At 59.8% G+C, this 23,127-nt stretch carries 25 protein-coding genes; 11 read left to right on the top strand and 14 right to left on the bottom strand.

Annotation, left to right across the window (positions count from 1 at the left end; all coding sequences use genetic code 11):
- Positions 1–45: 45 nt before the first annotated feature.
- The 4 genes from P9230_RS11060 to P9230_RS11045 form a co-directional block, all read right to left on the bottom strand.
- On the bottom strand, positions 46–378 hold the full coding sequence (locus tag P9230_RS11060) for a cytochrome c (RefSeq protein ID WP_127248332.1): 333 nt from the start codon (positions 376–378) through the stop codon (positions 46–48).
- A 189-nt stretch (positions 379–567) separates the two neighbouring features.
- The gene (locus tag P9230_RS11055) at positions 568–750 is read right to left on the bottom strand and encodes a hypothetical protein (RefSeq protein WP_278118897.1); all 183 of its coding nucleotides are present in this window, start codon (positions 748–750) and stop codon (positions 568–570) included.
- A 373-nt stretch (positions 751–1,123) separates the two neighbouring features.
- A complete protein-coding gene (locus P9230_RS11050; protein ID WP_245475431.1) occupies positions 1,124–1,507 on the bottom strand; it encodes a phasin family protein in 384 nt (127 codons plus the stop codon).
- 19 nt (positions 1,508–1,526) lie between these two features.
- Entirely contained in the window at positions 1,527–1,694 is a 168-nt protein-coding gene (locus P9230_RS11045) for a hypothetical protein (RefSeq protein WP_278118894.1), read from the bottom strand.
- 192 nt (positions 1,695–1,886) lie between these two features.
- Between P9230_RS11045 and P9230_RS11040 the strand changes: the two genes are divergently transcribed.
- From P9230_RS11040 to P9230_RS11025, 4 genes are all read left to right on the top strand, one after another.
- Positions 1,887–2,420, top strand: a complete 534-nt coding sequence (locus P9230_RS11040; RefSeq protein WP_278119461.1) for a flavin reductase family protein — start codon at positions 1,887–1,889, stop codon at positions 2,418–2,420.
- A 239-nt stretch (positions 2,421–2,659) separates the two neighbouring features.
- On the top strand, positions 2,660–3,352 hold the full coding sequence (locus tag P9230_RS11035; protein WP_278119459.1) for a universal stress protein: 693 nt from the start codon (positions 2,660–2,662) through the stop codon (positions 3,350–3,352).
- Between the two features lie 248 nt (positions 3,353–3,600).
- Positions 3,601–3,816 carry a hypothetical protein gene (locus P9230_RS11030; protein WP_127248330.1) on the top strand — a complete coding sequence of 72 codons (216 nt, stop codon included), beginning with the start codon at positions 3,601–3,603 and terminating at the stop codon, positions 3,814–3,816.
- A gap of 314 nt (positions 3,817–4,130) precedes the next feature.
- Positions 4,131–4,607, top strand: a complete 477-nt coding sequence (locus P9230_RS11025; protein WP_278118891.1) for a plastocyanin/azurin family copper-binding protein — start codon at positions 4,131–4,133, stop codon at positions 4,605–4,607.
- Positions 4,608–4,786: 179 nt separating this feature from the next.
- Here the strand turns inward: P9230_RS11025 and P9230_RS11020 are convergent, their stop codons facing one another.
- Positions 4,787–5,191, bottom strand: coding sequence for a host attachment protein (locus P9230_RS11020; protein ID WP_278118889.1), 405 nt, complete (start codon positions 5,189–5,191; stop codon positions 4,787–4,789).
- Between the two features lie 226 nt (positions 5,192–5,417).
- Complete coding sequence (locus tag P9230_RS11015; RefSeq protein WP_278118888.1) at positions 5,418–5,699, bottom strand: metalloregulator ArsR/SmtB family transcription factor; 282 nt, start codon at positions 5,697–5,699, stop codon at positions 5,418–5,420.
- A 185-nt stretch (positions 5,700–5,884) separates the two neighbouring features.
- Here P9230_RS11015 and P9230_RS11010 point away from each other — a divergent pair, with 185 nt between their 5' ends.
- From P9230_RS11010 to P9230_RS10995, 4 genes are all read left to right on the top strand, one after another.
- The gene (locus P9230_RS11010; RefSeq protein WP_278118886.1) at positions 5,885–7,177 is read left to right on the top strand and encodes an FAD/NAD(P)-binding oxidoreductase; all 1,293 of its coding nucleotides are present in this window, start codon (positions 5,885–5,887) and stop codon (positions 7,175–7,177) included.
- A 29-nt stretch (positions 7,178–7,206) separates the two neighbouring features.
- Complete coding sequence (locus P9230_RS11005) at positions 7,207–7,410, top strand: DUF2892 domain-containing protein (RefSeq protein WP_278118883.1); 204 nt, start codon at positions 7,207–7,209, stop codon at positions 7,408–7,410.
- Between the two features lie 85 nt (positions 7,411–7,495).
- A complete protein-coding gene (locus P9230_RS11000; protein ID WP_278118882.1) occupies positions 7,496–8,506 on the top strand; it encodes an efflux RND transporter periplasmic adaptor subunit in 1,011 nt (336 codons plus the stop codon).
- A complete protein-coding gene (locus P9230_RS10995; protein ID WP_278118880.1) occupies positions 8,503–11,694 on the top strand; it encodes an efflux RND transporter permease subunit in 3,192 nt (1,063 codons plus the stop codon). The genes P9230_RS11000 and P9230_RS10995 overlap by 4 nt, the downstream gene beginning before the upstream one ends.
- 590 nt (positions 11,695–12,284) lie before the next feature.
- On the opposite strand, the gene P9230_RS10990 is transcribed toward P9230_RS10995, so the two are convergent.
- Both P9230_RS10990 and P9230_RS10985 read right to left on the bottom strand, forming a co-directional pair.
- Positions 12,285–13,328 carry a LysR family transcriptional regulator gene (locus tag P9230_RS10990; RefSeq protein WP_278118878.1) on the bottom strand — a complete coding sequence of 348 codons (1,044 nt, stop codon included), beginning with the start codon at positions 13,326–13,328 and terminating at the stop codon, positions 12,285–12,287.
- Between the two features lie 37 nt (positions 13,329–13,365).
- Positions 13,366–14,370, bottom strand: coding sequence for a class I SAM-dependent methyltransferase (locus P9230_RS10985; protein ID WP_278118876.1), 1,005 nt, complete (start codon positions 14,368–14,370; stop codon positions 13,366–13,368).
- Positions 14,371–14,639: 269 nt separating this feature from the next.
- Between P9230_RS10985 and P9230_RS10980 the strand changes: the two genes are divergently transcribed.
- The 3 genes from P9230_RS10980 to P9230_RS10970 all read left to right on the top strand — a co-directional run bounded on the left by P9230_RS10980 (position 14,640) and on the right by P9230_RS10970 (position 18,237).
- Entirely contained in the window at positions 14,640–15,530 is an 891-nt protein-coding gene (locus P9230_RS10980; protein WP_278118874.1) for an AraC family transcriptional regulator, read from the top strand.
- Positions 15,531–15,635: 105 nt separating this feature from the next.
- Complete coding sequence (locus P9230_RS10975; RefSeq protein ID WP_278118873.1) at positions 15,636–16,835, top strand: MFS transporter; 1,200 nt, start codon at positions 15,636–15,638, stop codon at positions 16,833–16,835.
- A 1-nt stretch (position 16,836) separates the two neighbouring features.
- A complete protein-coding gene (locus tag P9230_RS10970) occupies positions 16,837–18,237 on the top strand; it encodes a hypothetical protein (protein ID WP_278118871.1) in 1,401 nt (466 codons plus the stop codon).
- 11 nt (positions 18,238–18,248) lie between these two features.
- Here the strand turns inward: P9230_RS10970 and P9230_RS10965 are convergent, their stop codons facing one another.
- The 6 genes from P9230_RS10965 to P9230_RS10940 all read right to left on the bottom strand — a co-directional run bounded on the left by P9230_RS10965 (position 18,249) and on the right by P9230_RS10940 (position 23,044).
- Complete coding sequence (locus P9230_RS10965; RefSeq protein WP_278119457.1) at positions 18,249–18,650, bottom strand: helix-turn-helix transcriptional regulator; 402 nt, start codon at positions 18,648–18,650, stop codon at positions 18,249–18,251.
- Between the two features lie 184 nt (positions 18,651–18,834).
- The gene (locus tag P9230_RS10960) at positions 18,835–20,088 is read right to left on the bottom strand and encodes a CapA family protein (protein ID WP_278118869.1); all 1,254 of its coding nucleotides are present in this window, start codon (positions 20,086–20,088) and stop codon (positions 18,835–18,837) included.
- Between the two features lie 49 nt (positions 20,089–20,137).
- Complete coding sequence (locus P9230_RS10955; RefSeq protein WP_278118867.1) at positions 20,138–20,986, bottom strand: transporter substrate-binding domain-containing protein; 849 nt, start codon at positions 20,984–20,986, stop codon at positions 20,138–20,140.
- Positions 20,987–21,039: 53 nt separating this feature from the next.
- Positions 21,040–21,789: an ABC transporter permease subunit gene (locus P9230_RS10950; RefSeq protein WP_278118865.1), complete on the bottom strand. Its 750-nt coding sequence runs from the start codon at positions 21,787–21,789 to the stop codon at positions 21,040–21,042.
- Between the two features lie 13 nt (positions 21,790–21,802).
- A complete protein-coding gene (locus P9230_RS10945) occupies positions 21,803–22,462 on the bottom strand; it encodes an ABC transporter permease subunit (RefSeq protein ID WP_278118863.1) in 660 nt (219 codons plus the stop codon).
- 360 nt (positions 22,463–22,822) lie between these two features.
- Positions 22,823–23,044: a helix-turn-helix transcriptional regulator gene (locus P9230_RS10940; protein WP_278118861.1), complete on the bottom strand. Its 222-nt coding sequence runs from the start codon at positions 23,042–23,044 to the stop codon at positions 22,823–22,825.
- Positions 23,045–23,127: the final 83 nt, after the last annotated feature.

Raw genomic sequence — 23,127 nt, 5'->3', positions numbered from 1 at the left:
CGCGAAGAGTTTTGGGCTCCTCGCCGGCCGACCGCTGACCCCTCGTCATCGGCTTAGGCTCCTGATGTAGGCGACAATGGCCTCGATCTGCTGAGGATCAGCGACAAATTCCGGCATGTCCGGGTGACCCGTCGATATCCCTTCCGCCAACGCCTCTTCCAGATCCTCGATCGGATAGCGCCGGTGCAACAGTCGAAAAGGCGGTGCGTCCGGATGCGAACTTTTGCCGGTCGGTCCTGTTGCGTGGCAACGGGCGCAGTTTGCTTCCACGAGCTTCCTGCCATGGGCAATCTGCAGATTGTCTTGCGCCCATGCGAATGGCCCGCCAGGGAAAATGGCTATAACCACGACCATTTTTGATAGCGCCAGGCGTTTCATGGCCTCCGAATACGCGACGAATGAGCGCCGGACCTTGACTTGGCTCAAACTGGCGAAACCGTCCTGTCGTTCGAGCACACGCGCCGGGTGCCGTGCAAACTGTCTTCGAGTTGCCTGAGGCGGCGGCGACCCGGCCGAGCGCAACCTCAGCACTCGAATGGCTATCAACCAGTCGATCCAGACTGTCCATCAGGAGCCATGTTCTATGGTCGCCTCTTTCGCCCAATCGTCTGGGTTCGGACGAATATCCGCATGGCTGCAACTGAGCTTTCTATAGGAACGGCCCGGGTGCCCAGGCTCGGAAACGATGCCGGCATTGTGCCCGCCGCTGGTCAGGACGAAGTCGATGTCGGTGTCGAGGAGATAGATCAACTTGGATACCGAACGCCATGGCGCGACATGGTCCGTCTTAGAACACCGGGACCCTGATGTCTTCCACATGAAAGGCCTGCCGGCAACGCAAAGGCGCCCTTCGATAAGGTCATTGCCCAGATAGAGTTGTCGTTGCGACTGCATGCGGTAAGGCATGCGGGTCGAATCGGCATTCCAAGCCATGAGATCGGATCGCGATAGATGTTCCCGGCTTCTTCGTCTGGGGGTGGCAACACCGAGGAATCGGTTGCGTTCACAACCTCACCGCGCTCAGGTCTTGGTGGCGCTGTCGAATCCCTCGCCCCGGCGGCGATTCTCCGAGCTGAGGTCCGATTGGCGACTGGTTTCCCCTCTCTTCCTCGGCCACAACATTTCAGGTCGCAAGCGTGGCCGCGGCCATGTCGTCGATAGTTGTTTCCCCATCCTTGCGGACCTGGTCGGCTGTCTCCGAAGCAAGTCTGGCGCCGATGGATGCGAATTTGCCAGCCTCATTCGCATAGTCGGACGTAGCGTTCTGGATGAAGTTCACGAATATGTCGAACGCATCGACGAATCCATCACCGCCAGTCAACTCCTCAACAAGTCTGAGGTCATCCTCGAACCGCCGCTTAAGGAAGGATAGGCCTTCGATCTGGTAGCGCAGCAGGGCGCGGACCGAGTGTGCTTGCATCGCGGCCGTCGCGCGCAAGAATTTTTGGCCGGTCTGGGCGAAAGGCAGCAGCTGGGGCGCACGAAACTCTTCCGGGTTCCTGGTCAAGGTGGTTTCCCTCCTTGTTTCAAATTTCGTCTTCGAGCTGATGGAAGCGGGAGCGGCGTTCGAAGCCGTGGCTGGCGGGCGAGCGCCTGCTTCTCTTGAACGATGCCAGCTCGAAATAGATCGCAACTCCCGCAAGTAAGCCGAGGCAGAGCACAGCGCCCCAGAGGAGGATATCTTCAGCGGACATAGGTGGATTCCTTGTTCAACCTGATCAAACATGGCTGGCCGAGCTTAAGTTGGCATTGATCGTGATCAATCGGGCTTATCGCCATTCGGTCCCGCATTTCGGGTTTTGATCGTGATCAAGGCGAAGGAAGGCAATGGCCGCGACAAGGTCGAAATCGACAAGCCTGTTGCGGATGCCAAGCGAGAGATGGATATGAGGGAATTGCCGCTTGCCGAAGTCTATCGCCTTATCGAACCTGGTCCCGTCGTTCTGCTCTCGACCCGATCCGAGCAAGGCCGCTCGAATGTCATGACCATGTCGTGGCACACGATGGTGGCGGTCGCGCCGCCGACGATTGCCTGCGTCGTGTCAAGCAATGACCGCTCGTTCTTCGCCTTGCGTCAAACGAAGGAGTGCGTGATTGCGATACCTGAAGTCGGCCTTGCCGAGAAGGTCGTGAAGGTCGGCAATTGCTCCGGCAGGGATACCGACAAGTTCGCAACGGCATGGTTGACGCCGCTTCCCGCCGAACGGGTGTCGCCGCCACTTGTGGCTGAGTGCTTCGCCAACCTCGAATGCCGCGTGGTCGATACCAGGCTGGTCAACAAGTACAATATGTTCGTGCTGGAAGTCCTCAAAGCCTGGGTTGATCCAGGTCAGCCAAAGCCGAAAACCATCCATCATGTCGGCTACGGCACCTTCGTCGTCGATGGTGAGGTAATCCATTTCGAATCGCGGATGCCATGAAGCGTTGCGCGCGCAGAGGCGATTTTGATCTGCATCAAGGCACGAGTGCGTCCTCGAAGTAGGGTTCCGCTCATCGAAGAAAGATCGAACCGAAGGCGCGTGCGATGGGTTACAAGTCAATCCTTCTAAACCTCAATATTGATGGGCCGATCGAACCGCTTACACGGATAGGTGTAAGCTTAGCCAAGCGCTTTGACGCCCGTTTGATCGGATTCTGCGCGGCGGATGCTCCGTTGCCGGTGACCATGGCGCCCGAGGGTGCGGCGGTCGCCGCCGAGATTTGGGAACAGTCAAGGGATGAAATCCGACGCCGCCTCGCCGACCTGAGCGGCGAGTTCGGCACTCTCGTGGCGGGAGCGGTCGAGACAGGCTGGCACGGAGAGATCGAAAATCCGGATCATGCCGTGGCCCGGAGAGCCCGCATGGCCGATATCGTCGTCACCAGCGCTTCCCAAGGCGCATCTACGGGCGACTCTTATCGCACGGCCGATCCAGGCTCGCTGGTGCTGCGCGCCGGTCGGCCGGTCCTGGTCGCCGCCCATGGCGCGACGGATCTGCCGGCACGCAAGATCGTGGTGGCCTGGAAGGACACCCGTGAAGCTAGACGTGCGGTTGCTGACGCTGCGCCGCTCATGACTATGGCGAGCGAGGTCACGATCGTGGCGGTCGATCGCCATCCCGACGACTGGATCAGGGACAGCGTCAAGGACGTGGCGAGCTTCCTGGCCGGTCACGGCATCAAGCCGCGCACAGAGATCATCAAGACGACCGATGATGAAGGCAATCGCCTCGTCGATTTCTTCGCCTCGGTGAATGCCGAGCTGATCGTGTCGGGCGCCTATGGGCATAGCCGGTTGAGGGAGTGGGTTTTCGGCGGCGTTACCCGCTCGTTGCTGGACGAGGTGTGGCTCAATCGGCTGATGTCGAGCTGACGCCGCTGCCTAAGGGCACACCTGCATGATGACGGCGGCAGCCGTCGGATAGAGCATGGTGATCCGCAGCGCGAGGAGTGAGGAAATCGCCCGCCTGATCGCATGGCCGCAGTGAAGCATCGCTACCACTAAGGGAATGCGCGGGGCCGCTGCAATGGACTCTTTTCGACGCATTGACCGAAATCAAATTCTTCGCCTCGAAATCCTTCATATGTGGCGCAACCAGGCGCTAAAGGTAACGCCGCTCAATGAGAAATGCCGTCGCGAGGCTTGTCGACACCTGCAATGCTGAAAGAAGCAAGGGATCGGACTTTCCAACCATCTGGAGAGATGTGCTGAAGGCTCATCCTTGCGTGCTCGGGCAGCCGGTGCAGGACAACGGGGAGGACGGTCCCCTGCTGAGGATTCCCTTGATCACCGGCCAGGTCCTCGTGTTCCTGGGTTCGCATTTTTCTCTCTGGTGAATTTCCCACTGCCGGGTGGTCCTGACGGTTTGGTTGCATCCTGTCCAACTTGACGAGGATCAAGGTTGTTGCGTCCCTGACCTGTCTTGATGCCGCCAGCGATCACTCGGGACGCTGCCGATCTCCCGGGCGGCTGTCTCGGCCGCGTAAACATTGTCGACTGTGATGTCGATCGCCAACCGACCGGGCGTTCGGGCCGGCAGCGAGGTCGTCAGCGGGTTGTCAGGCTGTGCTTGCTAGACAGCGCTCGCGACCAATCATCTTCCAAGCAGCCCGCCTTTGTGGTCGCCGGACGGCGGATAGGAGCACTTTCGATGCAGTTTTTGAAAATTGGACTTGCGTTGACCACGCTGGCCGTTGCGGCGCCGGCGTTCGCGGATTCCACGGTCAACGTGAAATTATGGGACAAGAACGGCGACATGAACGCCGACGCCAAGATGGGAATGGGCATGCCGGCGAATATGAGCATGGCAATGATGAAGATTCAGGTCGACAAGAAGGTCGTGCCGGCTGGCAAGGTGACCTTCGATGTGACCAACACCTCCCAGGCCACGGTCCATGAAATGATTGTCGTGCCCGTGGTAGACCCAAAAAAGACAACGCTGCCATATATTTCGAACGAGAACCGTGTCGATGAGGATGCGGCCGGCCATCTGGGCGAGGTCTCGGAACTCGATCCGGGCAAGTCGGGTTCGCTGACGCTCGACCTGAAGCCGGGCTTCTACGCGGTCTTCTGCAACATCCCCGATCATTTCATGAACGGCATGTGGGCCACCATCAAGGTTCAGTAAGACGACACCGAGCACGCCCGGCGATGACCCGCGGCGTGCTCGCCCAGCCAAGTGCAGGTCGCGAGCTGTGAGAACGTCATCGCAATAGGTATCGCGACCGTGCGCGGCCTAACGAGCCTGCCGCCGCAAGCCTTCCAGTGGTTGGACGTGCCTACGCCAATCAAGGCGAGTGGATAGGGTCAGGCGGTTTCTATGGCGCTTTTGATCGACATCACCGAATGCTTGACGAAGTCCTTGCCGATTTCGCCGACGAGTTTGGCGCTCAATGACGGCTGATAGTGCCTCCGCATCTCACCGAGCGTGCGCGGATCGGCGATCACCAGTATATGCTCGCAGGCTTTCTCGCGAGCCTTGTGATTGAGATAGCTCGCGATGGATGCGGCGAAGTCGTCCTCGCCCAGCCGGGACTCGTCCGGATTGGCGGTTGAACTGCGATGCCTGCCGCCGGATCCGGCGCGGGCCACTTCAAGGACCGAATCCTCGACTTCGATCAGGTCGAGACGAGGTTCGTGCCCCTTGTTGTGAAACAGCCGCAAGCTCTCGCCATCCGTAACCGCGACGAGGGTGCCGTTATTCAGGATCATGTGTTCCTCCGATGTGGGATCAGCCGAGCACTCTGGCGCCGCCCGATCACTGCTGTTGCCAGGCAGGTAAGCCCGGATCGCCTCGCATCGCTTTGAGCTTGATCAATGCCGGGCAAGGCCATGCAATGACCGGCTAGAGCAATTCCAGGAAAAGTGTGAGCAGTTTTCCGTCCGGAATTGCGTAAAAACAAAGACTTAGAGCGTTTCACCGTTTCCGTGAAACGCTCTAAGTCGGGCAGAAGGCGGAATGCAGCGCCTCGATGACAGTCAACACCTCCGGGCGGGTGATACGGTAGTGAACCGTCGTCCCTTCGCGGCGAGCCTCGACCAGCCCGTCGGCCCTCAGCCGCATCAGCTGTTGAGACATCGGCACCTGGTCGATGTCCAGGAGTTCCCTCAGTTGAGCCACGGAGCGCTCCTGATTGCCGAGTGCGCATAGCACCAGCAATCGCTGCGGGTGCGACAGGCTCCGAAGCAATTCCGCCGCCTTGTCCGAGGCCGGGATCATATCTCTTACATTCATACTCTTGAATTTATAATCTTTGAATGTTAGATGCAAGCTCGCCATCCGGGCCCCGTCGAAGCCACACCCTACAACCGCGCCGGCCCGTTTGGAAATTGAGCCTGATCAACGCAGAGCGCGGGCTCTCCAGCGCAGAATGCTGCGAAAGATCAAATACCGGGAGGATCATCATGTCACACATCGTCGTCCTCGGAGCAGGTCTCGGCGGCACCATCATGGCATACGAAATGCGCGACAAGCTGCGCAGCGACGACCGATTGAGCGTCGTCACGCTCGGCACGTCCTATTCCTTTGTGCCCTCCAATCCCTGGGTGGCCGTCGGATGGCGGGAGCGCGACGACGTCACCGTCGATCTGGCGGATACCTTCAAGCGGCGCGGCATCGCTCTGCGCCCCGAAGGCGCGAAGAAGGTGCATCCGAAGGAAAACCGGATCGAGCTCAACGACGGCTCCTTCGTCGACTACGACTATCTGATCATCGCGACCGGCCCCGACCTTGCCTTCGATGAGGTGCCGGGTCTCGGACCTGCCGGCCATACCCAATCCATTTGCCACATCGATCATGCCGTCGCCGCGCGGGCGAGGTTCGACGAATTGGTCCGCAAGCCCGGCCCGATAGTCGTGGGCGCGGTCCAGGGCGCATCCTGCTACGGCCCGGCCTATGAATTCGCCTTCATCCTGGACACCGCGCTGCGCAAGGCCAGGGTGCGCGACCGCGTGCCGATTACCTTCGTCACGCCGGAGCCCTATATCGGCCATCTCGGCCTCGAAGGAGTCGGCGACACCAAGGGCCTGCTCGAGAGCGCCATGCGCGATCGCCACATCAAGTGGGTCACCAACGCCAAGGTGGCTTCGGTCGACGCCGGCGTGATGCATGTCGAAGAAGTCAACGACGATGGGACGACCAAGGCCAAGCATGACCTTCCCTTCGCCTTCTCGATGATGCTGCCGGCTTTCCGCGGCGTGCCGGCGGTGATGGGTGTCGAGGGCATGGTCAATCCACGCGGCTTCGTCACCATCGACAAGCATCAGCGCAACCAGACCTATCCGAACGTCTTCGCGATCGGCGTCTGCGTTGCTATTCCGCCGGTCGGCAAGACACCGCTTCCCGTGGGCGTGCCGAAGACGGGCTTCATGATAGAATCCATGGTCACGGCCACCGCCGAGAACATCGGCGCGCTTCTGCGCGGCGAGGAGCCGAGGGCTGTCGCGACATGGAATGCGGTCTGCCTCGCCGATTTCGGCGATGAAGGCATAGCCTTTGTCGCGCAGCCGCAGATCCCTCCCCGCAACGTCAACTGGTCCTCGCAGGGCAAGTGGGTTCACGCGGCGAAGGTCGGGTTCGAGAAATACTTCCTCCACAAGGTGCGGCAGGGGAAGAGCGAGACCTTCTATGAGGGGCTGGCGCTCGACGTCCTCGGCATCAAGAAACTCAAGGCCATCCACATCGAGCCGGCCGAATAGGCACGGCGATATCCAGGAGAAAAAGGATCATGACGATAGACAGGGCAGTTCTCATGTTCGCGGGCTTCATGGTGCTGATATCGCTCGCGCTCGGCATCTACTATTCGCCCTACTGGTTCCTGCTGACCGCATTCGCCGGGCTCAACATGGTGCAGGCCTCGGTCACGGGCGTCTGCCCGGCGGCGATGGTCTTCAAGAAGCTCGGCTGCAAGCCGGGCGTGGCGTTCAAATAAACGGCACGTCATCGAGCAATTGGCCGCTAGCCGGGAGGCGGCCCAGTCGCCTCCCGACCCATTTCAATCGACGAGACAAGCAATAATGAGAACCATACGATCGGCCCTCGCGAACATTGTTCTGATCGGCGCCGCCGGCCTTGTCGCGGTCGATGCGCGCGCCGCCGATTTCACGGTCAAGGCCGCGGCCGTCACCGAGATGAAGGCTGTGTATGGACAGGTGGAGAGCCGCACGATCCTGCCGGCCAGGGCGAGGATTTCGGGAACCGTCGCGTTCGTCCGCGTCTCGGAGGGCGCTGAGGTAAGCAAAGGCGACGTGATCGCCACCGTCGTCGACGACAAGCTCGCCTTGCAGCTCAGAGCCGCCGACGCCAAGATCGCGGCGCTGAATTCGCAACTCGACAGCGCCCGCACCGATCTGCAGCGCGCGCAGGACCTGCTCGCCAAGGGTGCCGCCGCCCAAAGCCGGGTCGACGCCGCGAAGACGCAGTTCGATGTCGTCACGAACCAGCTGGCGGCTGCGATTGCCGAGAAGGCGGTCATCGAGCAAAGCACCAGGGAAGGCGATATCCTGGCTCCGGCCGACGGCCGGGTGCTGACGGTACCGGTGGCCGCCGGCTCGGTGGTCATGGCGGGCGAACCTGTCGCACGGGTGGCGTCGGGCCAATACTATCTGCGACTGTCGTTGCCGGAACGGCACGCCGTCGAAATAACGGAAGGCGCCCGCGTCGACATCGGTGAACGCGGCACGGGTACCAATGCTGGCTTCGTCAAGGCCAGCGAGGGACGGATTGCCAAGGTCTACCCCGAGATCGAGAGTGGCCGCGTGATTGCCGACGTCGAAGTCGTCGATATCGGGACCTATTTCGTCAATGAGCGCACGCTCGTTTCCATACCGGTTGCCAAACGGACCATGCTGGGCGTTCCGCCGGAGGCACTCAGGACCGTGCACGGCATAGACTACGTCACCGTCGAGACGGCGGACGGCCCACTAGAGGTCGCGGTCGTGCTAGGCGGGGAATTCCAGGACGCCGGCCAGCCTCGCGTCGAGATCCTGAGCGGTCTTGCCGATGGCGACAAGGTCGTCCTGCCATGAAACTCGGCATCGCCGGCTGGCTTACCCGTTCCTTCATCGCATCGCCGCTGACGCCTCTGTTCCTGCTGGCCGCGCTGGCGCTCGGGCTCGTGGCCCTGGTCACGTTGCCGCGCGAGGAGGAGCCGCAGATCTCCGTACCCATGGTCGACATCCACGTGTCCGCCAACGGCCTGAAGGCCGAGGATGCCGTCAAGCTCGTGACCGAGCCGCTGGAGACGATCATCAAGGGCATTGACGGCGTGGAGCACGTCTACTCGCAGACGATGGATGACGGCGCGCTGGTGACCGCGCGCTTCAAGGTCGGCACCAGCTCGGACGCCGCGATCCTGCGCGTCCACGACAAGGTCCGCGCCAACATGGATCGCATCCCGGTCGGGATCCCGGAGCCGCTGATCGTCGGGCGCGGCATCGATGACGTCGCTATCGTGGTGGTGACACTGACGCCGGCGCGAGAGGCAGCGACGCGCTACTCCTCTGCGGACCTGACGCGTCTTGCGCATGAGCTGCAGGTCGAGGTCGCGAAGCTTCCCGATATCGGCCTCACCTACATAGTCGGGGAGCAGCCGGAAGAGATCCAGGTCGAGCCGGATCCGGAAAAGCTCTCGCTCTATGGCATCACGCTGCAGCAGCTGACGGGCAAGATCGCCGGCGCCAACCGTTCCTTCCAGATCGGCACGGTGCGCGACCAGGGCAATCAGCGGGTGCTGGTGGCCGGCCAGACGCTGCAGGCTTTGTCCGACATCGGCAACCTTTTGCTGACCGCTCGTGACGGCCGGCCGGTCTATATCCGCGACGTCGCCAGCGTCGTGCTGGCGACGTCGCCGGCGGAGAACCGCGTCACCGACGTCGTCAAGTCCGACAAAGGTCTCGAGCGCGCGCCGGCCGTGTCGGTGGCGATTGCGAAGCGGCCGGGCACCAACGCGGTCGTCATCGCCGATACGATCGTCAAGCGCCTCGACCAGGTGCGCGGGCAGATCTTCCCCAAGGACGTCGAGATGGCCGTGACGCGCAACTATGGCGAAACGGCCAATGAGAAGGCCAACGAGCTGCTCTTCCATCTCGGTCTGGCGACCGTCTCCATCGTGCTCTTGGTCGCCGTCGCCATCGGCTGGCGGGAAGCTCTGGTGGTGGCCGTGGTGATACCCACGACGATCCTGCTGACCATGTTCGCATCGCGCATCATGGGCTACACGCTGAACCGCGTCAGCCTGTTCGCGCTGATCTTCTCCATCGGCATCCTCGTCGACGACGCAATCGTGATCATCGAGAACATCGCGCGCCACTGGGCGATGGACGATGGACGTTCGCGCACCCAGGCGGCGATCGACGCGGTCGCCGAGGTCGGCAATCCCACCATCGTGGCGACGCTGACCGTGGTGGCGGCGCTGCTTCCCATGCTGTTCGTCTCCGGCCTCATGGGTCCCTATATGAGCCCGATTCCGGCCAATGCATCGGCGGCGATGCTGTTCTCCTTCTTCGTCGCGGTGATGCTAACACCATGGCTGATGATGAAGCTCGGCGGCAAGGATCAAGCCGGCGCGCATGGCCACGCCGGCAGCGCGCATGGCGGCGTGCTGGGACGCATCTATGTCGCGGTGGCGCGGCCGATCTTGAAGTCGCGGTTCCGGGCGTGGGCCTTCCTTTTGGCCGTCGGAATCGCCACGATTGGGTCCATGGCGCTGATCTACACCAAGCACGTGACGGTCAAGCTTCTGCCCTTCGACAACAAGACCGAACTCCAGATTGTGGCGGACCTGCCCAAGGGCTCGTCGGTAGAGGAGACCGACCGGCTGCTGCAGGCAGCCGTGAACCGGCTGGCGTCGGTGCCGGAAGTGGTTTCGTTCCAGACCTACGCAGGCGCCGCCGCGCCTTTCAACTTCAACGGCCTGGTGCGCCACTACTACCTGCGATCGAGCCCCGAACAGGGCGACATCGCAGTCAACCTCCTTCCCAAGGGCGAGCGCAGCCGCGCCAGCCATGCCGTTGCGCTCGACTTGCGCGATCGCTTGAAAGGAATGGCGATGCCTGCGGGCACGGTGCTGAAGGTGGTCGAGCCGCCGCCGGGGCCGCCGGTGCTCGGCACGCTGCTGGCCGAAATCTACGGCCCGGATGCCGAGACCCGTCGCGCGGTCGCGGCCAAGGTGCGCGAGACCTTCGCCAGCGTCCCGTTCATCGTCGACGTCGACGACAGCTTCCACAACCAGCCGGAACGGCTCCGGCTTTCGATCGACCAGGACAACCTGGAATATTACAAGGTCGAGCAGGCGGACGTGTACGACACGCTGAGCTATCTCTACGGCGGGACCACTGTCGGCTACTCGCACCGAGGCGGCGGACGCCTGCCGATCCCGATCCGCATCGCCTTGTCCAAGACAAACGGCGTGGTCGACCAGCGTGCCCTGGCAACGCCGGTGGCCGCAAACGCGCTGCCCGGCGCGCGCGACGTTGTCGAGCTTGGCGACGTCGTGCGGGTGAGCCGGGAGCCTGCCTCCTACCCGATCTTCCGCCACAACGGCCGGCCGGCCGAGATGGTGATGGGCGAGCTGGCCGGCGCGTTCGAGGCGCCGGTCTATGGCATGCTCGCCGTGGACGATGCGATCGCCAAGGCAGACTGGGGCAACGTCCCAAAGCCGGCAATCTTGCTGCACGGCCAGCCGGACGACGAATCGAGGCCCACCCTATTGTGGGACGGCGAATGGGAGGTGACCTGGGTGACGTTCCGAGACATGGGCGCTGCCTTCATGGTGGCGATCCTCGGCATCTATATCCTGGTCGTCGCGCAGTTCGGCTCGTTCAAGCTGCCGCTGGTCATCCTGACCCCCATACCCCTTACGCTGATCGGCATCATGCTCGGCCACTGGGCCTTCGCCGCGCCCTTCACGGCCACCTCGATGATCGGCTTCATCGCGCTCGCCGGCATCATCGTGCGCAACTCTATCCTGCTGGTGGATTTCATCCGACACGCCAGAGGGCCCGACGAACCGCTCGTCGGCGTGCTGCTCAAGGCCGGCGCGATCCGCTTCAAGCCGATCCTGCTCACCGCGCTCGCGGCGATGATCGGCGCCGCGGTGATCCTGACCGATCCGATCTTCCAGGGCCTCGCCATATCGCTGCTGTTCGGCCTCGCCTCCTCGACGCTGCTGACCGTGCTTGTCATCCCGGCGATCTACGTGGCGCTGCGAACCTGACATGCCATTTTTACGGCCCTCGCCGCATTCGAAAGGTCTACTTGATCAGTTGCGCGAACGCAGATGGTGCTTGCCAGGTTGAGAGTCGGATATCGAACGTTTATCGGCCTTCCCTTAGTTCACGAGGGACAGAGGTCGCTGAGATAGTTGCGCACGGTTTTGACATGTTTGGCCCGATAATCCGTCACATCTCGCAAAGAAAGCCAGTCATGCCACTTTTAACAGCTGCAATTGAGCAGAATTGCTCCTGGCGGGCACGGTACCAGCGCCGACGACCACATTCTCATCATGCAGCTTGCCGATGATACCACCGAACCGTTCGGGTTTGGCCGCGAAGTGGTGTCCAGGTCCGCACCCCTGTCGCACGCGACATCACCAAGACCAACCGGCTGCTTGAGGAGACAGGCCACGCGGACTTTCAGTTCTAGCTGATCACGGCCGATGAGGACTTTAACCGCAACACGGGCGATGCCATCGCGGCCCTGTTGCGGGAAGCGAAGGTCAACATCAAGCGCACTGTCCGCCAAGTTCGCCCTTCTGAAACAACTAGACAAAGTATCCGTTCTGGCTGCACCGGAAGCTCCGCTCAGCTAGCCGCGCATCGCTCCTGCAGCAACGCTCATGCGCGTTTCGCCTTTCCGATCCGCGGCTCTCTTCGCCATGTTCTTGGCGAGCCCGACTAACCGGAGGACAGAACGCTTTGGATTGGAATCGAGCCAGACAGCCCTGATCGAGCTGACACTGTTGTGGCCTTCAAGGGGCATCCACTTCGCCGAATCGACGGTGATGGTGCGGGCATAGCTCTCCTCTGCAAAAGTTACTCCTTGGCCGAGTTGAACCTTGAGAATGATCGTCGCCAGGTCCGCCGAAGACGCCTGGAGGACCGGCCCACCAGCCGCCGCAATACGTTCCAGCAGTCGTAGATCAAGCCGTGGCCCCTCCTGTCCGGCTGAAATCAACAGGCACATATCCGCGAGGTCGGACCACGCGACCGCCGGCTTGTCGACAAGGGGATGGCGCGACGAAAGGAGTACGAAAAGGGGCTCCTGCCAGAATACCTCGCTGCAGCAGGACGTCATCTGGCCGAGGTCGTGGGTAAAGGCAATGTCAAGTTGACGCCGACGTATGGCAGCCAGGCACTGCCCGGCTGGAATATCTTCGATGGAGAGGTTCACCTCGGGGTATCGGCTGCTAAAACGATCAATGAGCCGCCTGAGAAATTCCCCTCCTGTCACCCAGCACAATCCGATGCGGAGCGTCCTTGCATCCTTGTAGCCTCGGGCACACTGGATGAAGGCGTCGAGCAGACCATCGTAGTGAGCGCGCGCAACGTCGATCCACGCCCCTCCAGCCTCGGTCAACCGAACCCCGCGAAAATCGCGCTCGAACAGTTGCATGTCTAAATGCTGTTCGAGTTTGAGAACATTGCGACTAACAGAGGATTCCCGGACCCTCAGGGCTCTTGCCGCCCGCCGCAGGCTGCCGTAATCCGCCGCTGCAAAAGCATAGGCCAGCAACCGAAGGGCGTTGCCGTCGCCGGTCATGCAGCCTGCGCCTTGCGGATTATCGGCATGGGCAAGGTCTGTTTCGCGCCAAATGGTTCGGACTTCTTCGCGCGGACGGTAGTCAGGCAAGCATCTTCCGATATGAAGCGGCCGCGAAGACGATTGCTCAGGCATCAGCCTGGCTGCCAGGCGGCGGCGAGATCGGTGAGGCCAAGTGCACGCCTGTCTCGTAGACATATTCATTTGGAATGGCAGGGTCTGCCATCTGCGAAAGGTAAAGGTTCAGATTTTCTCTGCTGTTGCTGGCAGCGAGGCTGCAGAAATTTCCGCTGTTCCAAGTCATGGCGCAGTGATTGAAATGCGCCCCCACTGCCCGAAGCATCTCTTGCAGCGTCACCTCGTTGTTGAACATCGTCGTGAGGACTGCGGCCTTTTTCTTCTCGATCTCGTCTAGGGGGAAATAGCGCGTTTTGAACCCAAAATCCTTCTGCCACTCCCGGCGCGCGTAGTCGTTCTCGTCGGCCGCGCGGAACTTCTCGACGAAAACAAATATGCCCCCTTCCTTGAGATGCTGCGATACAAACTCAATCTGCTTCGCTCGGTTTGGCGAGTACATCTGGAAGGTAGTGTCCTCGAGAATCAGGTCGAACCCTGGAGCGAACTTTGCAAGTCGTGCGTCCGAGCTCAGAACATCCTTTGTGAGTCGATGGAAGGGTCCGACAAAGAACTCGGCATCCGGCGGCTCGCCATACGCCATGAAGCATTTGTAGTTTTCTGCGTTGGGACTGCAGGACAGGCTGCGGATCTTTCCACCTGACAACTCCGACAGTGTCCTGGCCATGGTGCCCTCCGCTGTCCCAAGGCTGTATAGCGACAGCGGGGCCTGACAATACCGCGCGTATTTGAGCACGGCATACGCCATTCGGCATTCCTCCTCCAGTCGATAAGGAATGCTGCCGTGGTAGTGCTGGTCGAAAAAACCTTGCCGAGCCGCGTGCAGGCCGACCAGACCGCGAAGCAGAGCGTCACTGGGCAGGAGCCTTGCGTCGGCTGAAGGCCTCCGGATTGGCATCCCGCTCTGACCGGAGGCGGTCGCCGAGAAGAAGCCTGTGAGTTCGTTGATCCGCGGGCCACGGTCGCATTCGGCCAGAAAATCGTCGAGTCCCCGCATAGCAGTGTGCTCCCACAACCGTTTGATCGGTGAGACGCCTAAAGCTCGATGAAAAAACGAAGATTAGTGTGGATTAATATTCCACACTGTCGAGTATCAGCGCGGGAGACAGATAGATCGGTGCGGTACAGGCGGCTTTCATTCGGTTGCCGTTTTTTCTGAAAAGGCACATCTTCTACCAACCCAGAATTATTTGTGATTTGTCTGGCAACCTATGGTTCGCCAAAAAGCACGCGAGCGAGCTTCTCGTAGTAAGGAGGTCGTTTGGATTGGCGGAGACCTTTTGCCTGGACCCGAACAACATTCGCCCTTCGCGGCACCGGACGCTGGCGCATCAACACGAGAGCTGGGGAAATATACGAGCTGACTTAATTAGCAGGACGGGGCTGGAAAGACAGGAAACCAAGATCGCGTACCCGCGGCATATGTTTCTTATGAACCTGAAGGGCTCTGCGCGGCGGGGAGAAGACTTCGTCAATGGCCGCAGGATTTCTTTCTCGATAAGGCGGCCCGGCTCGATAATATACATCCCTGCAGAGAGCGAGTGGACTGGCTGGGATGAGGGCGATGCGACTGCGTCTTATCTGCTGGTGTCGGTCGAGCGGGAATTCGCCGAGCAGACTTTCGCCGGAACTGCGCTCTACCATCCGGCGGAGTTGCCTCCATGGATCGGATTTCGAGACAGCACCATCGAAATGGCTCTCCAGAGAATTGCAACGGAGCTCCGATATCCCGATCCGATCAGCGCGACGATGGTGGAGTGTCAGGTTGCGCAGTTGTTCGTGCAACTGGTCAGGTTGAACCGAACCCGCTATCAGCCGGCAAAAGGCGGTTTGTCGGCTTTCGACCTTAAACGCGTAATGGCAATGATCGAGTCGTTGTCAGGCGACCGGCCCACCCTCGCAGACCTGGCAAAGGAGATCGGCATCAGCCGGTTTCATTTCGGCAGGGCCTTCAAGCAGTCGACCGGCATGACGCCGCATGCGTTCATCGCGAAGCGTCGACTAGAGCAGTCCGCGGAGATGCTTCGATCGACCAATCTGTCGGCGACCAAAATTGCAATGGAATGCGGCTTCGCCAGTTCGAGCCATTTCACGAACGCTTTCAAGCGGGCCTTCGGAGTCAATCCGAGCGAATTCCGGCGCATATGCAAGACATAGACCGACGCCGACGGGATGATGATTCCAGCAAGGATTTGAAAAGTCCGACATCGCTGACAAGCAGACTTCGCGGGAGAGAGTATGACAAGCGGCCGGTGCGCGCTGATGTCTGACGCCTTCCGAATTCATGATGACCAAAGACCGCCCATGCAATCCCGAGTGCCCTTCCGATTTCTGGCCAGCACGTTGTCGGCTGCTGTCGGGCGAAACGGCTATTACATCGCATCCGCATGGATTCTGGTTGAAGCAGGATACGGAAGCAGCAGCGTGGCGACCTTGCTTGCGATCGTCAGCGTCGTTGAACTCCTTGCGAGCCCTCTCGTCGGTGTGGCGGCGGACCAGTTTGATCGGCGACGCTTGAATATCGCGGCCGATCTCAGTCGCTTTGCCATCATGCTTGCCATGGCATGCGCGCTTCTCCACGAGAACGTGTTTCTAACGATCTGTTTTTCAGCAGTCGTCTTTGCATTTTGTGATCGTGTGGCGCTAACCTGTTCGCAGGCAGTCATCCCGGCCGTGGCGCGACGCGGCGACCTCGTAGCATCGAATTCACTTATCTTCTTCGTGATGCAATTCGGTTGCCTCGCGGCAGCTCTGCTTTTCGGGTCCTTGCTCAATGAGCACTCCCCTGCCCTGGCCTATATCGTCCTTGCCATGTTCTTCCTTGCTTCTGCGGCCAGCCTGTTCTCGATGCGGCCGGACTCGTCATCGTACAGCATCTGCGGGGCCAGACGTTTTGCGCTCGACATTGACCCGGGCTTGCTTCGCCTCTTTGCAGTGTACGCGCTCCTCTATGGAGGCGCGGTCCTGATCAGTGTGATGGGTTCAGCGTTTGTTTTCGAAGAACAGAAAGGCGCCGCCGTCGATTTCGGCCATGTCGAAGCCGCATGGTCAGCAGGTTCGCTAGTCGGCGCGATTGCTCTAAACAGGCTGGCACGAGCGATTAGTGCTCATATGCTGCATCTCGCGCTGTTAGGCTCTACCGCCCTCGCGCTGATGGCGCTGATACTCATGTCTGCGCCGTGGACACTGGTTGTCTTTGCGGCACTCGGTTTCTTCTACAATCTGGGCCGCGTCAGCGTAGAGGTCACATTGCAGTCGCGAGCATCCCATAGGGTGCTGGGCAGGGCCAAAGGCACTATGCACAGTTTCGCTGTCGCGCTTGGACTGGCCATTTTCAGCGTTACTGCTGCTTTGGGAGACACCGTATCGCCCTCGACTATTTTCTTCGGTTTCGGAGTGATGCTGGTCATTGGTGTTCCTGCGATAGGCATAGGTCTCGCACGGCAAAAGATCGGATCGTGAAGTGGATGAGCCAGTACCAGGCACAGACGAAAAACAGGCGGTCCTGGATTCGCTCGCAATCCTTTACCCGTGGATTCGAGCTTTCTATTCACGACCGATCCGCGACTATGCAATCCGCCTCTTTGAGGCGCCAGCTTCTGAAGCCCTACCGGAAATTCGCAGGCATGCCCTGACCAAGTTGCTCGGCGTCATCAGAACCGCAGGCAAGCGAAACGGATTGTCGGTAGAGGCCGTTGCCCGGATTTGCCGGGAACTCGAGGCACGGCGCGTGCTGCAGACGGGACCTCATCTGCTTATGCTCTTGGACCCTGAAGCCTATTACACACATATTTTCAGCCTCGTCGGCCTCGCGGGGCATGGCTGTTCGACTTACTTGTCCTATGCCGTCTCCACGGTGAGCCTTGTTGAAAAGGCGCGCAAGGGACCAGGCTGGCTTACCGTCGAGGGGAATCCGATAAACGTCTTCGGCCTCAGCCGAAGCCGCATGATCGGTTACAGCCTTCTCACCGGACCTGGGTCTTATCAGTTTGAGCTGACGCCCCCTGAGCAAGGAACTGAAGGGGCCACACTTGCGCAGCTTCGCAAGCTTCTGCCCAGGGATGAATTCGAGCGGCCGGCACATGCCATCAAGGCTGCCAATCTCATGCTTTGGCCGCAATTGTTCGGTGACCGCTTTACATTCCTGCAGATCGACGACGAGGACATTGCCGATCTGGTGGCGGACCATTTGTTGGATGAGGATTCCTGGCTGCGGGCAAGGCTACTGGAAGACCCGCGGCTCGCTTTGAAAATCCTTACTGAGATCGACAGGCTGGCTGACGGCCCATGGGGTGGCTGGCTCGCACGAAGCACCGATTTCTTCTGGTTATACGAAAACGGCAGACGCCTGCCTCTGCGCCTTGCGGCAGGCGAACTCATCAACCAAGCAAGCGGGACAAAGGTGGCTCGTTTCGCGGCTCCCGATATCATTGAGCGGCTGGCGGACCGCACCCTCATTCCCAATCTCCTCGTCATGTTTCTGGTTGTGTCGATTCTGCCCGGTGTGCGTGCGCTCGGAGGCAGTCATCAGCCGGTGTATTTTCCTCTGATGCGCTACATTCTGTTTCGGGCGCTCAAGGGCGCGAACGTTGATGCGGATCTTCGGCACGCACTTGCAAGCGACGATGTGCCAGGAGCTTGGGGGCACCGAGTGATTGAATGCGATGACGAACCTTTTGAGATGTTGCGCAGTGATGGCATTGTTGAAACCAACGATCTGATCGACCGCTTTGGCAATGTGCCGTTTTCGAAGGCGTGCGGAAGTATGAGCGGCTTTGTTTCGGATACGTCCTGGCAAGAGCTTCAGAAAGGGTTGCGAAAGCAAGCGATCGCCGCGACTGATGCAGAGTGGGCTCTTTCCTGAAGGCAGATCGGTTAGCTATCAGCTGCCTTATCTGATGCCTTGATTTGGGGTCGCGAGCGGCCGGGCAGCTTATCAAAGGCGCCCAATTCTTCTGCGATTGCGGCTATCAGGGCAGACACGCGAGCTCGCACTCGCGGGGGCAGTTGAACAAGACGCTCGATCAAACGCCGACCTTCTGCGCTGGCAATAAACTCAATCTGTTCATCGACCGGCAAAAGTGAAGCCTCGCGACTAAGTTCACCGTTCCCCGCAAGGCCTTCGAAAAAGCGGCTGACAGGAACACCCAGCGACTTGCCAATCTCGTAGATCATGGAAGCGCTCACACGATTCCTTGCATTCTCGTATTTTTGGAGTTGTTGACAGCTGACACCTATCGATCGGGAAAGCTGAGCCTGCGATACGTCCGAGTGCATGCGAACCACAGCGATCTGCCGGCCGACATGAAGATCGGCTGGGTGAAGATCGCGCCCGACCTTATGCTTTGGCATTGCCAGGCGAGGGCTCGAGCGTTTCGGTTTCAACAATCTTTCGATGCTCCGCCAGATTCATTCTCGCATAGACACCTGAGGCGGTCGGCTTTGGAATCTGTGCCAGTCGTCAGCCGAACTTGCGCGTAGGCGGCACAGTGACGGTGCCGGAATATCCTGAGACTGTGATCGCGGTGCCAAACGTCCGGGAGCGGGTTGCGAAACCGTCGAGAATATCTCGCGCTATGTTTCCGGCCGCGGCGACGGGAACCAATCTGTCTGTTCCGGATCCTGGAGAGCGATCTTCCCCACCAATCACAACCGGCAGAAGGTCTATCGTGTGGAGACTCCCGCTTCCATCGTATCGACATGCCGCGACAATGCTTTGCCAGACTTCAGGCGGGTCCCACTCGTTCTCATCGGGATGCACGTGGAACAGAAAATTTCCAAGCCCATAGAAGATCGGTGAGCCATTGTAGATTTCCAATGCCTGGAGCACGGGAGCGCCATGGCTGACAAAGAGGTCTGCACCAGCGTCGACACACATTCGGGCAAAGACCTGCACCCAGCGCGGTACGTCCTGCCAACCCGGTTCCCAGTGGTGGTGGTGTAGATAGGCGATGACGAAATCGCCTTGCAAGGCCGCCTGCCTGATAGCGGACAAATGGAGTTCCGCGCTCTTCGGATCTATCTCGATCAGCCGACCGAAGTCGGCTGCCTGCGAGAATACGGTGCCGTAGAAATTGATCTCCGTTCCACCAGTCACGTCCGGCGGATCATCCGGTTGCGCATAATTGGCCAGTTCGAAGTGCGAGCTTTGCAAATGGCCGCCAAGCCTTGCCAGTCTCCGGAAATGCCCATCAGGCACCCCAATCTTGCGGACTGTGATCAGCCGGTTGACACCTGGCCGAGCCGGCCGGGAAGCGGTACGGTTCGCAGCATACATATTGGCCGGACCGGGGCCGGCATCGACTGCAAGCAGAGAGACTTGCCGGTTGCCTAGATTGCGCCGGCCGAGCGTCGCCGCATGTGTCTCGTCAATCCCGACCCCGGCGTGTAAGAAACCCCGGGCCCCTACCTCCTCCAATGTCGACTGGATGCCGCAAGGGCCGAGGTCGAATGCGTGATTGTTGGCCAAGGCAAGCGCGTTGAAGCCTATGTCCTGCAACGCGTCCAGCACTTCGGGTCTGGAGTAACCGAAGTATTTGCCCTTGGTTGGCCAGCCGCCGTGCTGGCCGAGGATCGTCGACTCAAAGTTGGTAAAGACGACGTCACCTTGTTGGAGAAAACGCTCAACATCAGAGAACCGCTCGGCTTGGACATGACGGATGTCATGCGTGATCAACGATTGGCCGGTTACGACCGCGCAAAAAGGATCTTTCATCGAACTCGCTCTATGAGTGTGAAGGTGTGGCAACGGCACGCGTATCCAGCTAGTTCGGTAGGGCTGGGGCGATATCCGCTTTGAACCACTTCAGGCTCAGCGCCTTGATCGTTCCATCCTTGGTTGCCGCGTCGATCGCCGCGTTGAACTTGTTTACCAGTTCGGTATCGTCCTTGCGCATGCCAGCGCCCACGCCTGGCCCCCAAAGACCGCCCTTTAGTTCCGGGCCGAAGAACACCGCACTGGAGCCGTCGGAGGTCTCCAGGAAGTCGCGCCATGTGAAATAGTCGGCAAGACCGCCGTCGACGCGCCCAGCGGCAAGATCGAGCTTGAGGTTGTCGAGGCTATCGTAGCTGCGGACTGTCACGATATCCCCGAGGAGTTGGTTCACCACAGCCTCCGAGTTCGATGAACGAAGGACGCCAATGGCTTTGCCGCTGAGGGTCGATCTGACACGCTCGATGGTTGCCTTCTCCTTGTCACCGATGGTTGAGAGATTGACCTTTTCCTTGGTGTCGCCGGCATCGAGCCCAAGTTCCTTGCGCACGACGAACTGGTTGAAGCCACTGGCGTAGGGGTTGGAGAAGGCGATCTGCTGTTTGCGCTTCTCGGTGATGGCCATGCCGGACATGATGACATCGTACTTGCCGACCAGCAGCGCGGGAATGATCCCGTCCCAGTCCTGTGCGACGAAGCTGCATTTGATCTTCATGCGATTGCACAATTCGAGACCGACATCGACATCGAAGCCATAAAGGTTGCCGTTCGCATCGGTCCCATCCCAGGGCGGCGATGCGCCTTCCGTGGCAATCGATATCGTTCTGTCGGTCCCGGCCTCGACCGGGACTGCTGCAATAAGGGCGACGATGAAACCGGCAATAGCCAAGCGAATGCGCATGAGGCACCTCTTTTGTTTTGGGTCGATGGGAAAGCAGCTGTAAAGCTGCGATGTCACGGCACGGTCGTCGTGATCTCGTGATTAGGTAAGGCCGGGCGGGACCGCACCTTGCGTCGTCGCTTTGGATGGCCGTCTGTCGAAAGTCGCCGTTCCAGGAATTGAGTCGCCTTCACGGCAAGGGTCGTGAGCGCCAGATAGATCGCTCCCGCAACAATAAAGATCTCGTAGGGTGCGAACGTGGACGACACCAGTTGTCGGGCCATGCCGGTTATCTCAAGCAGCGTTACGGTGCTCGCGAGGGACGAGCCTTTGATCATCCCCACCACCTCGTTCCCGTAAGCCGGAAGCGATATTCTGAAAGCGATCGGGAAGGTGACAAGGCGAGCGATCTGGATGCGTTTGAGACCAAGCGCCACGGCAGCCTCTACGACACCCTTCGGGACCGACTGGAGGCCACGGCACAGGATCTCGGTGGTGTGCGCCGCGCTGTTCAGCGAAAAAGCGAGCAAGGCACACCAGAACGGATCTCGCAGGGCCACCCAGAAGACGCTCGTTCTGACTGCTTCGATCTGACCCAGCCCGTAGTAGAGCAGGAAGAGTTGCACGAGCATTGGCGTCCCGCGAATGACGTAGGTGTAGGCCAGTACAGCTAGGGACAGGCTTGGGCGGCCAAACGCGCGGACAAAGGCCAGCGGCACCGACAACAGAAATCCCGCCGTCAGCGACAGGACCGTCAGGGTCAAGGTGAGGCCAATGCCCGACGGCAGGACCATCATCGCGTCGAACATCAAGCCAAGGTTCATCGCCGCGCGCCCCTCATCGACTAAGAGCCGAGTAGCGCCGCTCCGCCAACCGGATCGACAACAGGGTGATCGTCGTCAGCGAGAGATACAGCGCCGACGCCGCAAGATAGAAGGTCAGCGGCGCGCGCAGCGATCCGGCACCGACAAAGGCAACGCGCATGATATCAGTCAGGCCGACGATCGAGACCAGCGCGGTATCCTTGAAGAGCGATATCCAAAGATTGCCATAGGCGGGCAATGCCAGTCGCAGCATCTGCGGACCAATGACGAAGGCCCACCGCTGCCAGGCGTTCAACCCAAGCGACTTCGCGGCCTCAGTCTGACCTGCCGGGACGGCCGCAATCGCCCCACGGAAGACTTCAGTGGCATAACCGCTGAAGACAACCGTGAGCGCGATCACCCCAGCGGTAAAAGCATTCACTTCCACATATCGCCCGGCGACCTTGCTGGCGAAGATAGTGCCCCCGAAGTAGATGAGCAGGATGATGAGGAGTTCTGGAACACCGCGAACGACCGTCGTGTAGGCCGTCACCGCAGCTTTGAAACGGGAAGCGGGAGAACTCTTCGACATGGCCAACAAAAGCCCAATTACCGTGCCGAGGATCCCGCTGACAAGACCAAGACTCACGGTGACCACGAACGCGGTAGCAAACTGAGCAGCAAAACCGCCCATGGCACTCTTCCATCGATTTTTGATTTCGCAATCTTTGGCGTAGTTCCTTCGGCTATTACCGAAGATCACGAAATCAGCTAAGGACAATCTGCATTTGTTTTTTGCAGAATTTCCCAAAGCTATCGACGTTGCCCCTTAATTCAATCTATAATTTTCAGAATTTTTGCGATAACGGCTGATTATAGGCACTCGAAGCCTCTCGCGTTCTTGAGCGAAACTGTTTTCCGACGCTTCGAAATATCTATAGTGGAAGGCAGCGCAACCGATGTTCAAGCCATGCGGTTGCTCCGCGCGATAAGCGCGCGATCACGTGGGAACTGGCTTCTCAAGCTAGTCGACTCCAACGAGACTGGTGTTCGACTATTTTGACTTATGAGGCTGGTAGAACAATGTAGCCGGATCGCACTCCAGCACCGCTGCGATCCTGTCCGCCACATTAAGTGAGGGGTTTCTTTGCCCCCGTTCGATGCCGCCCATGTAGCTGTACGCAAGGCCAGCCTCGGTTGCCAGGGATTCCAAGGTCATGCCGCGCTCCTTCCGGACTCTACGAACGTTTGCTCCAAAAATCTCCGCAAGGCGCATGCGTGCATAGCGACAAGCAAACCTTCCCCTTTACCAGTCACTATAGTGACTATATGGTGATAGATTCGGGGCTCGCTTGGCGA

This window comes from Mesorhizobium sp. WSM4887 (assembly GCF_029625865.1).
Taxonomy (GTDB): Bacteria; Pseudomonadota; Alphaproteobacteria; order Rhizobiales; family Rhizobiaceae; genus Mesorhizobium.
The sequence above is the reverse complement of the archived record's forward strand: the minus strand, read 5'-3'. Positions and strand labels throughout refer to the sequence as shown.